The organism is Flagellimonas crocea, from assembly GCF_033441595.1.
Lineage (GTDB): Bacteria > Bacteroidota > Bacteroidia > Flavobacteriales > Flavobacteriaceae > Flagellimonas > Flagellimonas crocea.
The window spans coordinates 307907-322299 of the sequence record NZ_JAUZVX010000001.1; the positions used below are offsets into that span (position 1 = coordinate 307907).

The following is a 14393-nucleotide window of genomic DNA, read 5'->3' on the forward strand; positions in this document are numbered from 1 at the left end:
CGATTTTATCGCGCAGTAATTGATATTAGGTTAGCTATGAATCTAAAAACCATATCAATTATGAAAAATGCAATATTACTTATCGTACTGGCATTTTGTGTACAAATCACCGCACAGGAAAACGTTGTTACTGGTGTGGTGACCGATGCCGATAATTATCCAATCCCAGGAGCCAACGTCTTGGTAAAAGGAACTTCAAAAGGCGCCCAGACCAATTTTGATGGTCAATACAGCATAGCTGCCTATCAGGGCCAGACTTTGGTTTTTTCGTACATCGGGTACAAGACCGAAGAAGTAAAGGTTGGCTTGAGCAAAACAGTCAATGTACAGATGGAGGAAGATGTGCAAATGCTTGAAGAAGTTGTGACCATTGGATATGCTGCTCAGGGATATAGCACTAGAGCACCTTCCGCGGCCCAAATTAAACGTAGAAAACAGAAAGCATATCATACGTCTATTGCACAGACGTTGCAGGGCAGGGCAGCGGGAGTGCAAGTGGTCGGGAATGCTGATAATATCAGAATCAGGGGAGTCAATTCCATTAAATCAGGTGAAGAACCATTGTATATTGTTGATGGCACACCTATTCTGAAACAAAACAATTCGGTGGTAGCTCAGTTAGATCCTTCCCAAATAGATAAGATCAACATTTACAAAGGAGCCAAAGCACGAAGTTTGTTTGGGTCTTCTGCAAAAAATGGCTGTATCGTGATTACCACTAAAAAAGGAAACTATCAAATTCAAAATGATGAAAAGTATGCGGAAATCACCGAAAACCAGTTCGAACATGTGTCTTTGAGCCCACTTTCCACATTTTCCATAGATGTGGACAAAGCATCATATAGCAATATCCGAAGAATGATCAACAATGGTCAACAAATACCCGCGGATGCCGTTAAGGTGGAAGAAATGATCAATTATTTCAATTATAGCTATCCGCAGCCCACCGAACATCCGTTTTCCATCAATACAGAAGTGGTCCAGACCCCTTGGAACAAGGATACCCGTTTGGTGAGAATTGGCTTGCAGGGTAAAACCTATGAACAGAAGGAATTGCCTGCATCAAACCTTACGTTTTTAATAGATGTTTCAGGATCCATGGGAAGTCAAAATAAATTGCCATTGCTCAAATCCGCTTTTAAGTTATTGGTGAACCAGCTACGTGAAAAGGACAAGGTTTCCATTGTAGTGTATGCAGGAGCAGCAGGTGTGGTCTTGGAACCTACACGAGGGGATAAAAAAATGGAAATCATCAAAGCGCTCGATAATTTGAATGCTGGAGGTTCCACGGCGGGAGGTGAAGGTATTGATCTGGCCTACAAATTAGCAAGCAAAAATTTCATCAAAAACGGAAACAACAGGGTTATTTTGGCCACGGATGGTGACTTCAATGTAGGTCCTTCGAGTGACAAGGATATGGTGAACCTTATCGAAGAGAAACGTAAATCTGGGGTGTTTTTATCCGTTCTGGGATTTGGTATGGGGAATTACAAAGACTCAAAAATGGAAAAATTGGCTGATAAAGGCAATGGAAACCATGCTTATATCGACACGATGCAAGAAGCCCAAAAAGTTTTTGGACAGGAATTTGGGGGAACACTGTACACCATCGCAAAAGACGTAAAAATACAGGTTGAATTTAATCCTGCAGTGGTGAGCGCCTACCGTTTGATAGGATACGAGAACAGAATGCTTGCAGACGAGGATTTTATAGATGATACCAAGGATGCAGGAGAATTGGGCAGCGGGCATACCGTTACGGCACTTTATGAGGTGGTTCCCGTGGGAGTGGAGAGTCCCTTTCTTAAACCTGTCCATGACCTTAAATATGCCGACACTAAAAACACTGGGCAAGCCGATGAATTTTTGACGGTCAAATTTAGATACAAAAAACCTGATGGCGATACGAGCACGGAGATAACCAAAATCATGGGGAACTCAATGGATTCAATTTCCCCCGATTTTAATTTTGCAGCTTCGGTCGCGCTTTTTGGTCTTCATTTGAGAAAATCCAAATTCACCAACAATAGTACTCTGGACCAGGTAGTGGCTCTGGCGGAAAAAGGATTGGAAAACGATAGCGAGGGGTATCGGGCAGAGTTTGTGAGGTTGGTTAAGTCATATGCCAACAGTTTGTGAAAAAGTGCCTTCGGGCACTTTTTTTAATTCTGTCAAAAGCTGTAATTTCAGCAAAAAATCAACCATGCGAAAAACCATCAAACTAGTATTGCTTTTATTGCCCTGTATTGCTATCTCACAACAAATACTGCCCGAAGTGGAACGCGCCAAGGTAGTGGACGAGATTCTCGAAGAGCGTTTCAATATCCTCCTCCCAAAATTAATGGATGACACCGACCTGGACATGTGGGTACTGATATCCCGTGAATACAACGAAGATCCAGTGCTCAGAACCATGCTTCCTGCAACATGGCTGAACGCCCGTAGAAGGACTATTCTACTTTTTTATAGGAACAAAGAAAAAAATACCATAGAAAAACTTGCGGTGGCACGCTACAACATCGGTAAAAACATTGTTTCCGCTTGGGACAAAGAGAAGGAGCCTGACCAATGGAAGAGATTGATGCAGTTGATCGCGGAGCGAAATCCAGACAAGATCGGGCTTAATTTTTCAAAAGATCATAATATTGCCGATGGTTTGGACAAGACCGACTTTGATGAGTTCATGGCCAACCTTCCCAAAAAGTACCACTCCAAAGTAGTTTCCGCGGAACAATTGGCGGTGCGGTGGATCGAGACCCGTACGCCAAGGGAGATGACCATATTTAATCAGCTTACCGATATTACCCACGATATTATTGCCGAAGCTTTTTCGGAAAAAGTGATTACCCCAGGAATTACGACCACCACCGAAGTGGAGTGGTGGATGCGTCAAAAAGTGACCGATTTGGGTCTGGAGACTTGGTTTCACCCTACCGTGGACATTCAACGGACCAGTGAAGAGTTAGTAGGCCACCTGTATTCCTTTTCTGGCCGCCCTGACGACGCCGTGATTCAACGAGGAGATTTGTTGCATTGTGATTTTGGAATCACCTATTTACGACTAAATACTGATTGCCAAGAACTGGCCTACGTGCTGAAACCTGAGGAGACCGAAGCGCCATCTTTCTTGGCAAATGCTTTGTATGATGGCAACCGCGTACAGGATTTCTTGACCCAGAATATGGTCGAGGGCAGGGTAGGAAACGAAATTCTAGCCAAGGCTTTACAAGATGCGAAAGCTGCAGGGTTACGACCATCGATTTATACCCATCCCTTGGGTACATATGGCCATTCTGCGGGTACTACTATCGGTATGTGGGATGCACAAGGTGGCGTGATGAAAGATGATGGCGAAAACTATCCATTGAACCCCAATACCGCCTACGCCATTGAATTGAACGCCACAGTAAATATTCCAGAATGGAACAGGGACATTCGTATCATGTTGGAGGAGCCTGGTTTTTTTGGCGAAGATGGCTTCCGATACATCAATGGTAGGCAAACGGAATTGTTGTTGATTCCCAGAGTGAAAGGACATCTAGGAAACTGATTATTTTTTTTGTAAATTTAGTAACCATTTAATGCTCAATTTTTTATGAGGTTACTGTTGTTTGTATTTTTACTTCTTTCATATTCTGATTTTACTTTTGGCCAACAAAACATCAAAGGACGAATCACTGATGGAAAATCTACTTTGTCAAATGTTCAAATTTCAAATTTAACATCAGGCACGGAAGCAAACTCGGATTCCACTGGGCAGTATCAGATTCTTGCAAATCCTCGTGATGAGCTAAGATATACCTATTTTGGTATGGATACTTTGTCCATTATCGTTGAGGACGTAACCCACATCATAAATATTAAAATGGAACCTGATGCCGAAGAATTGGACGGTGTTACAGTGGCCGCGAGAAAAAGAAAATCTTTTCGGGAAAAGATGTTGGATTATCAAGACAACAAAAATCTCATAAAAACATATTTTGGGTTTTTGGATGCGGAAACATCAAATTTTTCACTTAGAATTACCGATGAGGAAGATTTTGAAAATGCACCCAATATCAATTCCATAGTTTGGGGGAAATTCGCGGGTGTTAGGGCCCAATGTGATCCTTCAAGCGATGAGCTGATTGTATCCATGAGGTCCATTCAAAGTATTAACAATGAAGCCAATGCTATATTTGATGTAGATGGACAGATTCTCACGAAAGTATATTGCAGTTGGCTTTGGGGAAACGTAAAAAGAATGGCATTCATTCCTTCAGTATCAGCTCTGTCCAAATATGGCACTATTGGTATCGGGGGCGTCGTTGTCATCAACACCAAAACAGGAACTGTTACGCCCAACAAAAATGATGAACCCTTTGATCAAGCAAAACTTCGCAACAACTATGTAAGGGAAGGCGATGTTAAATCAAATATTCCCGACCAGACCTTGCCCAGTTATTTGTTGAAGCTCCAACAAAGTAGATCGGCTGAAGAGGCAAAGGATATCTATAATGAAACGAGGGCGACCTACGGGAACCATCCTTATTTTCTTTTGGATTCCTACGCATACTTTTATGAGGATAGGAGCGAAGAGGATTTTGCCAATGAAATTATGGAGAGCTTTGTCCGGGCAATGAAAAAGAACCCTGTAATGCTGAAGGCTCTTGCCTACAGGTTGGAAAGTGAGGGCAGGTACGAAACGGCCCATGATATCTATAAAAAAGTGTATAGGTTGCGCCCGGATTATGCACAAAGCTTTATTGATATGGCCAACAGCTACCGTAACCTTGGCCAGCCGAAATCGGCCACGACACTCTACGCGAGGCATGCCTATCTCCAGGACGAAGGAATGCTTCCAGCGGATAGCATGGAACTGGGCATGATAATGAAACGGGAAATCAAGAATTTGTTCACTTTGGAGAACGGTACGCTTAGAATCCAGAATAGAAAAAAATACGATAAAGACGATTTTGCCACTAGGCTGGTCTTTGAATGGAATGATTCCGAAGCAGAGTTCGACCTACAGTTCGTGAACCCCGAAAACCAGTATTATAATTGGAAGCACACTCTAGCGGAGATGCCAGAAAGAATATATTCCGAAAAAAAATTGGGGTATTCCATGGCTGACTTTATGTTGGACGATGAGCTGCCCGGTATCTGGAGCGTCAACGCCACCTATCACGGCAACAAGCAATTGACCCCATCCTATCTCAAAGTGACCATTTACCATAATTATGGCACCAAGTTGCAAAGCAAGGAGATTAAAACATATCGTTTGGGAATCAAAGGTACCAATCAACATTTGTTCGATTTTACTGTACCCTCACGTGTTGTACAAAGTAAATAACGGTTAGACTTGCAACACCCCCATATTAAATTTTTTCTCGATAGGCGCATGGTTGGCAGCTTCGATTCCCATGGAAATCCATTTTCGGGTGTCCAAGGGATTGATTATGCCATCGGTCCAGAGTCTGGCGGCGGCATAATAAGGTGATATTTGGTCATCATATCGCTGTTTGATTTTATCAAATAGCTCCTTTTCCTTTTCGGTATCCACAGGTTCGCCCTTTTTCTCCAAACTGGCTTTTTCAATCTGCAAAAGCACTTTTGCAGCTGAGTTTCCACTCATTACGGCCAACTCTGCACTGGGCCAGGCCACAATCAATCTGGGGTCGTAGGCTTTTCCGCACATGGCATAATTTCCTGCACCGTAGCTGTTTCCTATTACAATGGTAAATTTGGGCACTACCGAATTGCTTACCGCATTTACCATTTTGGCGCCATCTTTAATAATTCCGCCGTGCTCACTTTTGCTCCCGACCATAAACCCTGTAACATCTTGTAAGAACACCAAGGGAATTTTCTTTTGGTTGCAGTTGGCGATAAATCTAGTGGCCTTATCGGCAGAATCGGAATAGATAACACCACCGAATTGCATTTCACCTTTTTTGGTCTTTACCACTTTCCTTTGATTGGCCACAATACCGACCGCCCAACCGTCGATACGAGCGTAACCGGTAAGAATTGTTTTGCCGTATCCTTCTTTGTATTGCTCAAACTCGGAATCGTCCACCAAACGCTTTATGATCTCCAACATATCATATTGGTCGCTTCTTGATGCGGGCAATATCCCGAAAATATCATCGGGGTTTTCCACAGGCTTTTTTGGTTCGACCCGATTGAAACCGGCCTTATCGAAATCACCGATTTTATCTACAATGCTTTTGATTTTATCCAATGCATCCTTATCGTCCTTGGCCTTGTAATCCGTTACGCCACTAATTTCAGAATGTGTTGTGGCCCCTCCAAGCGTTTCGTTGTCTATGCTCTCTCCTATGGCAGCTTTCACCAAATAGCTTCCTGCCAAAAAAATACTTCCTGTTTTGTCCACGATCAAAGCTTCGTCGCTCATAATGGGCAAATACGCCCCGCCGGCAACACAGCTTCCCATGACGGCGGCTATTTGGGTGATTCCCATACTGCTCATCACGGCATTGTTTCTAAAAATTCGGCCGAAATGCTCCTTATCAGGGAAAATCTCATCCTGCATGGGCAAATAAACTCCTGCACTGTCCACCAAGTAAATAATGGGAAGCCTATTTTCAATGGAAATTTCCTGGGCACGTAGATTTTTCTTCCCGGTAATAGGGAACCAGGCACCAGCCTTTACGGTGGCATCGTTCGCGACCACTACACATTGCTTGCCCTTCACATATCCAACTTTGACCACAACACCACCCGAAGGGCATCCGCCGTGCTCTTCGTACATATCTTCTCCGGCAAAAGCTCCTATCTCTATGGAATCGGTATCCTCATCCAATAAATAATCGATTCGTTCCCTGGCCGTCATCTTGCCCTTTGCGTGGTGCTTTTCGATACGGGCCTTTCCACCACCAAGTTTTACCTTGGCTAGCCTGCGCTTTAGGTCGGATAACTTTAATTTATTGTGGTCTTCGTTTTTATTGAAGTTTAAGTCCATCTGTGTAAAAATTCAATTTGGATGTTAAAGATAAGGAGTTATAATCATTACTTTTGACATCTATGGACACCAAAATACGATGGGGCATTGTTGGCCCCGGAAAAATAGCCCGAAAATTTGTATCCGATTTACTTCTGGTAGATGATGCGGAGGTTGCCGCGGTAGCATCAAGATCTTTTGAGAGGGCACAAGAGTTTGCCAAGGAATATAATGTGACCCATGCTTTTGGGAGTTACGATGAACTTTTTCAGTCGGGTACTGTTGACGTGGTCTACGTGGCCACCCCCCACAATTTTCATAAAGAGCTATCCATAAAAGCTTTGGAAAATGGCATCGGAGTGGTTTGTGAGAAGCCTATGGGGGTAAATAGGGAAGAAGTTGTGGAGCAGGTAAATGCTTCAAAAAGAAACGAAGTTTTTTTGATGGAAGCCATGTGGTCGCGTTTCAATCCATCCATCCAAAAGGTAAAAAAACTAGTTGATGATGGTGACATTGGTGACTTGAAATATATCCATGCGGATTTTGCCTTTTATGGCATGGATAACGATGAAGAATCGCGCTTGCTGAATCCTGATTTGGCCTCAGGTAGTTTATTGGATATTGGAATCTATCCGATTTTTTTGTCCTACTTGTTGTTAGGAAAGCCCCGAAAGATTATGGCTACATCAAAATTCCATGAGAATGGTACCGAACTTCAAACCAGTATGATTTTTGACTACGAAAATGCGCAGTCGGTATTGTACAGTGGACTTACCACCAATTCCAGGATGGAGGCTGAAATATCAGGCTCCAAGGGAGAATTGTTCTTGAATCCAAGGTGGCACCATGCGGATGGATATACCTTGGTCAAAGATGGGCAAACCAATAAGGTTGAACTTCCCTTGAAAGGATTCGGGTACTATTATGAAATTTTAGAGGTTCAGCAGTGTTTAAGGGAAAAGAAAATTGAAAGTAACTTATGGTCCCATCAAAACAGTCTGGATTTGGCGGAGTTATTGGACAAGGTCAGGCAAAAATGCGGTATTCACTTTCCATTTGAAACATAATACTTGCTAATCACTTTACATTATCCCTATTTTTACGATATTTGAAACTCTTCAGAAATTTATAAAATGGGAATGAACAAAAACACAGTGCTGGCCTATGCCACATGGATCATGATTTTGGTAGGTTTGGGAATGATAGCACTTGGAGCCTTTAAATATGATGAGGTCGCGGGCTATGGCTTTGCAGCCGTTGGGATTGGCTTTTTTGCCGTAGCGTGGGTGTTCAATGCCTTAAAAGGCCGCGTATAGTCTCTTTTTCAAAAACAATTTAATCAATACAGTACATGTCAGACGATAAGAAAGTCATTTTTTCAATGTCTGGGGTAACAAAGACCTATAAAACGGCCAATACCCCGGTGCTTAAAAATATTTACCTGAGTTTTTTCTACGGGGCCAAAATCGGTATTTTGGGTCTGAATGGGTCAGGTAAGTCTACCCTTTTGAAAATTATAGCAGGAGTGGACAAGAATTACCAAGGGGATGTGGTTTTTTCACCGGGATATTCCGTTGGCTATTTGGAGCAGGAGCCCCAGTTGGATGAAAACAAGACTGTCCTCGAAGTGGTAAAGGAAGGTGTTTCCGAAACGGTTGCCATCTTGGACGAGTACAATAGAATCAACGATATGTTCGGCCTGCCCGAGGTATACGAGAACCCGGACAAGATGCAAAAGTTGATGGACAAGCAGGCAGCGCTCCAAGATCAGATTGATGCCTCCAATGCCTGGGAACTGGATACGAAATTGGAGATTGCAATGGATGCCCTCCGTACTCCCGAATCGGACAAAAAAATAAGTGTGCTTTCCGGTGGTGAGCGCAGAAGGGTGGCACTTTGCCGTTTGTTATTGAAGGAACCTGATGTATTGCTCTTGGATGAGCCCACCAACCACTTGGATGCCGAATCGGTACACTGGTTGGAGCACCATTTGGCACAATACAAAGGAACTGTGATTGCCGTAACGCACGACCGTTATTTTTTGGATAATGTTGCTGGATGGATTTTGGAACTAGACCGTGGCGAGGGGATTCCCTGGAAAGGCAACTACTCCAGTTGGTTAGATCAAAAGGCAAAACGATTGGAGCAGGAGAGCAAACAAGCATCCAAGCGTCAAAAAACATTGGAACGAGAGTTGGATTGGGTTCGTCAAGGTGCAAAAGGAAGACAGGCGAAACAAAAGGCCCGTTTAAAGAACTATGACAAACTCCTTAGCCAAGACCAAAAACAAATGGAGGAGAAGCTGGAGATCTATATTCCCAACGGACCTCGTTTGGGAACCAACGTTATTGAGGCTAAAGGCGTAAGCAAAGCTTTTGGGGATAAATTGCTTTACGAAGACCTAAACTTTAAATTGCCCCAAGCTGGAATCGTGGGTATTATTGGTCCCAACGGTGCGGGTAAAACTACCATCTTTAAGATGATCATGGGTGAAGAAACCCCTGATAAAGGTGAATTTGAGGTTGGGGATACAGCAAAACTGGCCTATGTTGACCAGTCACACTCCAATATTAATCAGGATAAAACCATTTGGGAAAACTTTAGCGATAGCCAAGAATTGATTATGATGGGAGGGAAGCAAGTAAATTCCCGTGCCTATCTCAGTCGATTTAACTTCTCCGGAAGCGAGCAGAACAAAAAAGTGAGCATGCTATCCGGTGGTGAGCGTAACCGTCTTCACTTGGCCATGACACTAAAGGAAGAAGGCAACGTACTGCTTTTGGATGAGCCGACCAACGACTTGGATGTGAACACGCTCCGTGCCCTGGAAGAAGGTTTGGAAAATTTTGCAGGTTGTGCAGTAATTATTTCCCACGACCGGTGGTTCCTTGATAGAATCTGTACCCACATTTTGGCATTTGAGGGCGACTCTCAGGTATATTTCTTTGAAGGTTCTTTCTCTGATTATGAAGAGAACAAAAAGAAACGCTTGGGAACGGATATCATGCCCAAGCGTATTAAGTACAAAAAATTGATTCGTTAAAAAAGGGAGGAATTATTCTTCTCCACCGAGATTTTTGATTCCTTCCTCCAATAATTTTTTGGCTTTTTCCAAATAAGCTTTTTGATGGGCGGCCAAACTGTTCGGGTCTTGGTCATTGCTAACCGGAGCAGCACCAATGGAATTCGACAATTCTATCAACTGTTCGATGGCTTTTTCGGCGGACTGTAATTTGTCGCCGGCATGCTTTTCGAAAACCTTGATCATTTCCAGTTCCATGGATTGTACCGAAGCGGTCTGGTTCGTTGAATTATCGACAGTTTCCCCATCGTAGGTTTCTTCCGAAACTTCTGTTGATTCCACTGTGCTGGACGTTCCAAGTGTGCATTGGTCCAGAATGGTGATCAACTCATTGATTTCGCCCAAGGCTTTCTTTGTAAAAAACCTGCCAGCTTCCCAGTCAATGGGCTCTATGGCTTTGTCCAAGGTTTCCATGGCATCCAAGGTCTTGTTCTTTGCCTTGTCGCAACTGCACTCGGACATGAAGCTCTCTGATTGTTCCAAAGCTGTCAATGCCCTTTCGGCATAATACATTTGATGTTCAAAGTTCGTCGCCTCCATGGCCTTTTTACCATGGCTTAGCGCATAGGTTACTTTGGAATAAAAATTATCACATTGATTTGAAAATGTAGCTTGTACGGCAAAGAATATTGCCATCACTACAAAAACATGGGATTTGGGAGCCATATTCATGTATTAGATTTTGGTTATTAAGTATGTTAAGCTAACGACGAAGTTACGTTATTATTTTATGATGGCTAAAAATCATCATTGGGATACCAATCCCATTGAACCACATTTATATTGGAATCTCCTTCGTTTACCAACGTTTTGAATTTTTCAACATCGCTGACATCCGGTCTTCCTCTATAATGATAAGGGTACACCTGATTAGGCTTAAATTCCAAAACGGCATCGGCGGCACTTTCCACGGTCATGGTGTAGGGTAGGTTCATGCAAACAAAGGCCTTGTCAATATTTTCCAATGCACGCATTTCCGGGATATCCTCCGTATCGCCAGAAAAATAGATACGCTCGTCACCAAAAGTGAATACATATCCGTTGCCCCTTCCCTTAACATGAAAGTCCTTGGCCTCTTCACGTAAATTATACATAGGGAGGGCCTTTACCGAAAATCCGGCCATTTCCTTGGTCTCGCCATTTTTGATAGTAGTTGTTTTGGATGATAGGCCTTCCTCCATTTGAAGTTTCACTGCATCGGGGGCGACAATTTGTACACCTTCCAAATCCAGTTCGTTCAATGTCTCAGGATTAAAGTGATCTCCATGGACGTCGGTAATAAAAATGATATCGGGTGATTGTTGGCCTTCAAAAGCGGCTTTGCCTCCAACTGGATCAATATATATAGTATTGCCGTTCCACTCAATCACCGCCGTGGCATGTTCAATAGGCGTAATTTTTGCGGGCGCTGGGGTCTCGACCTCCATTACTGTTTCTACTTTGGTACTTTCCTCTGATTTCTCCTGCTTCTCTTTACACGATATAAAGAGCAGTAGCAAGGCACCCATAATAAGTGGAGTATTTTTTTTCATGGTCTATTTTTTAATTATCCTTTTAAAAATAAGGGATAATGGTCAGAATAGTAATCTTTTATGAATATTATTTTCATCCAGATAATCCAAACCGGCGTCCAATCCGTATATAAACCAAACACGATTGATTAAAAACCTTAAACGAGAATCAATTAAAACAAAAAGTTATGACTGAAACAAAAAATAACAATAACGGATTGAAGGTAATTGCCGGTCTGTTGGGTGTAGTTCTTTTGGGAACCATTATTTACACTGTTAGTCTTTACCAAGATAAAAAACAGACCACTGAGGCTCTTACTCAGGAGAAAGAATTGGTTGTAGAGGATTTGAACAATTTGAAATCCGAATACGACAAAGCAATTTTGGAAAGCAATGCCACCAATGAAGAATTGGTTGCCGCTAGGGACAACATCGCTAAGTACATCGATTCTGTAAGTAGCATGAAAGCTGATATTGCTACACTTTCACGTTACAGAAGACAAGTAAGCGTTCTTAAAGCTGAAAGAGAAAAATTATTGAAGCAGGTTGATTCCTTGACTCAGTCCAACAGCTTGTTGGCCATGCAGAGGGACAGTACTTTTGCCGAGTTGGAGCAACAAACCGTATTCAACGATTCTTTGATCATCCAGAACACACAATTGGCCGATGCCGTTGAAAAAGGTTCTGCGCTTAACCTTAGTACCATCAGTGTAGATGCTATCAAGGAAAGAAACAGTGGTAAATTGGTTTCCACAAGAAGAGCTAGAGCTACTGATAAATTCAAAGTATGTTTTACAATCGCCGACAACGTAATTGCTGAGGCTGGTGACAGAGAATTCTACATTGAAGTTCTTGGACCACAAGGTAATGTATTGGGCGAAAGTATGACCAAAACTACGGAAGAAGGAAGCTCCCTTACTTACAGTAAAGGAACCAACTTCTACTATGAAAACGATGCTTTGGATGTATGTGATTACATCAACAAGCCAAGTGGTGATTTCCAAGAAGGAAACTACATGGTAAATGTGTATGACAACAAGTTGAAATTGTTGGGTACATCTAGCTTCGAATTGAAATAGTAAACACACACTATCACCATAACTAAAAATGCCCATCCTTTTTTGGATGGGCATTTTACTTTTAAAGCATTCTCAAGGAGGGTCTATTATTTGAGACTGCCCACCATATCTTCAGGTTTTACCCATTCATCATATTCCTCTGGGGTAACGTAACCAAGGTTAACAGCTTCCTGCCGTAGCGTAGTGCCGTTTTTGTGTGCCGTATTGGCGATTTCCGCAGCCTTGTAATAACCAATTTTGGTGTTCAAGGCAGTGACCAGCATCAAAGAATTGTTCAATAGTGTTTTAATGGTTTCGTGGTTGGGTTCAATCCCTACTACACAATTCTCATCAAAACTGACACAGGCATCTCCGATAAGCTGGGCAGATTGTAAAATATTGGCTGCCATCATTGGTTTGAATACATTTAGCTCATAGTGGCCTTGCGTACCACCTACGCTAATGGCCACATCGTTGCCCATAACTTGGGCACAAACCATGGTCATGGCCTCACATTGGGTGGGGTTCACTTTTCCGGGCATAATGGAACTTCCAGGTTCGTTGGCCGGAATAATGATCTCGCCGATACCAGAGCGCGGACCTGAAGCCATCATCCTAATATCGTTGGCAATTTTGTTCAAGGAAACCGCCAACTGCTTTAAAGCTCCATGACTTTCCACGATGGCATCATGGGCGGCCAAGGCTTCAAACTTGTTTTCGGCGGTAACAAATGGTTTTCCCGTAAACTCTGCAATATATTTTGCCACAAGCACATCATAGCCCTCCGGAGTGTTCAAACCAGTGCCTACGGCGGTTCCACCAAGGGCCAGCTCGCTCAGGTGGGGCAAGGTGTTTTTCAATGCTTTAAGACCATGTTCCAATTGGGAAACATAGCCGGAAAATTCTTGGCCCAGGGTTAGGGGAGTGGCATCCATTAAGTGTGTTCTCCCAATTTTCACCACGTCCTTAAACTCTTTGGATTTTTTCTCCAAAGTATTTTTGAGCTGTTCCACTCCGGGAATGGTCACCTCTACTATTTTTTTATAGGCGGCAATGTGCATGCCCGTGGGAAAAGTATCGTTGGATGATTGACTCTTGTTCACATCATCGTTGGGCTGAATGGTTTTTTCGCCCTCTCCAATTTTTTTTCCCGCGATTTCATGCGCACGGTTGGCGATTACTTCATTAACGTTCATGTTGCTCTGTGTGCCCGAGCCCGTTTGCCAGATCACCAATGGAAACTGGTCATCGTGCTTGCCCTCCAATATTTCATCACAAACTTGGGCAATAAGGTCTCTTTTCTCTTGGCTGAGCACACCAAGTTCGTGATTGGTATAGGCCGCGGCCTTTTTTAGATAGGCAAATCCGTACACTACATCCAAGGGCATGGATGCCGGAGCACCAATTTTAAAGTTGTTTCGGGAACGTTCGGTTTGGGCGCCCCAATATTTATCGGCGGGTACTTTTACCTCGCCCATGGTGTCTTTTTCAATCCTGAAACTCATAATTTAAAATTTTGTTTTACAAAGGTAGGATATAGGGCATTTATTTGGTAGTTGATCAAGATAAATACACTTTTTTTGATCGTGTATTTGTTTTTTTTGATAAGAAGAAAGTATCTTTGTTAAAACAAAAGGAGTAAAGATGTTTGAATTTGACCAATATTTAGGTTTTTTAGCTTTTCTAACAATTTTGACAATCGGTTTTTGGTTGATGATATTCCTATTGACCTTTGTGGTACCTTACTGGTTGATCGGTAACCTAAGGGAAATGTATAAAGAAAGAAAAGAGGCCAAACG

At 42.8% G+C, this 14393-nt stretch carries 11 protein-coding genes; 7 read left to right on the forward strand and 4 right to left on the reverse strand.

Going from position 1 to position 14393, the window contains the following annotated elements; genetic code table 11:
- The first annotated feature begins 60 nt into the window (after nucleotides 1-60).
- From SD449_RS01445 to SD449_RS01455, 3 genes are all read left to right on the forward strand, one after another.
- Nucleotides 61-2139, forward strand: coding sequence for a vWA domain-containing protein (locus tag SD449_RS01445; RefSeq protein WP_318308242.1), 2079 nt, complete (start codon nucleotides 61-63; stop codon nucleotides 2137-2139).
- Nucleotides 2140-2203: 64 nt separating this feature from the next.
- On the forward strand, nucleotides 2204-3550 hold the full coding sequence (locus tag SD449_RS01450) for a M24 family metallopeptidase (protein ID WP_318308243.1): 1347 nt from the start codon (nucleotides 2204-2206) through the stop codon (nucleotides 3548-3550).
- Nucleotides 3551-3595: 45 nt separating this feature from the next.
- Nucleotides 3596-5332, forward strand: coding sequence for a hypothetical protein (locus SD449_RS01455; RefSeq protein ID WP_318308244.1), 1737 nt, complete (start codon nucleotides 3596-3598; stop codon nucleotides 5330-5332).
- A gap of 3 nt (nucleotides 5333-5335) precedes the next feature.
- Here SD449_RS01455 and SD449_RS01460 read toward each other — a convergent pair whose 3' ends face one another.
- Complete coding sequence (locus tag SD449_RS01460) at nucleotides 5336-6964, reverse strand: acyl-CoA carboxylase subunit beta (protein ID WP_318308245.1); 1629 nt, start codon at nucleotides 6962-6964, stop codon at nucleotides 5336-5338.
- Nucleotides 6965-7026: 62 nt separating this feature from the next.
- On the opposite strand from SD449_RS01460, the gene SD449_RS01465 reads away from it, so the two are divergent.
- The 3 genes from SD449_RS01465 to ettA all read left to right on the forward strand — a co-directional run bounded on the left by SD449_RS01465 (nucleotide 7027) and on the right by ettA (nucleotide 9986).
- Nucleotides 7027-8010, forward strand: a complete 984-nt coding sequence (locus SD449_RS01465) for a Gfo/Idh/MocA family protein (protein ID WP_318308246.1) — start codon at nucleotides 7027-7029, stop codon at nucleotides 8008-8010.
- A gap of 66 nt (nucleotides 8011-8076) precedes the next feature.
- The gene (locus tag SD449_RS01470; RefSeq protein WP_090297015.1) at nucleotides 8077-8259 is read left to right on the forward strand and encodes a CAL67264 family membrane protein; all 183 of its coding nucleotides are present in this window, start codon (nucleotides 8077-8079) and stop codon (nucleotides 8257-8259) included.
- Nucleotides 8260-8294: 35 nt separating this feature from the next.
- Nucleotides 8295-9986: an energy-dependent translational throttle protein EttA gene (gene ettA, locus SD449_RS01475; RefSeq protein ID WP_318308248.1), complete on the forward strand. Its 1692-nt coding sequence runs from the start codon at nucleotides 8295-8297 to the stop codon at nucleotides 9984-9986.
- Between the two features lie 12 nt (nucleotides 9987-9998).
- Here ettA and SD449_RS01480 read toward each other — a convergent pair whose 3' ends face one another.
- Both SD449_RS01480 and SD449_RS01485 read right to left on the reverse strand, forming a co-directional pair.
- Nucleotides 9999-10697: a hypothetical protein gene (locus SD449_RS01480; protein ID WP_318308250.1), complete on the reverse strand. Its 699-nt coding sequence runs from the start codon at nucleotides 10695-10697 to the stop codon at nucleotides 9999-10001.
- 65 nt (nucleotides 10698-10762) lie between these two features.
- Nucleotides 10763-11557, reverse strand: coding sequence for an MBL fold metallo-hydrolase (locus SD449_RS01485; RefSeq protein ID WP_318308252.1), 795 nt, complete (start codon nucleotides 11555-11557; stop codon nucleotides 10763-10765).
- A gap of 167 nt (nucleotides 11558-11724) precedes the next feature.
- Here SD449_RS01485 and SD449_RS01490 point away from each other — a divergent pair, with 167 nt between their 5' ends.
- Nucleotides 11725-12615, forward strand: a complete 891-nt coding sequence (locus SD449_RS01490) for a hypothetical protein (protein ID WP_318308254.1) — start codon at nucleotides 11725-11727, stop codon at nucleotides 12613-12615.
- Nucleotides 12616-12701: 86 nt separating this feature from the next.
- On the opposite strand, the gene fumC is transcribed toward SD449_RS01490, so the two are convergent.
- The gene (fumC, locus tag SD449_RS01495; RefSeq protein WP_318308255.1) at nucleotides 12702-14099 is read right to left on the reverse strand and encodes a class II fumarate hydratase; all 1398 of its coding nucleotides are present in this window, start codon (nucleotides 14097-14099) and stop codon (nucleotides 12702-12704) included.
- Nucleotides 14100-14393: the final 294 nt, after the last annotated feature.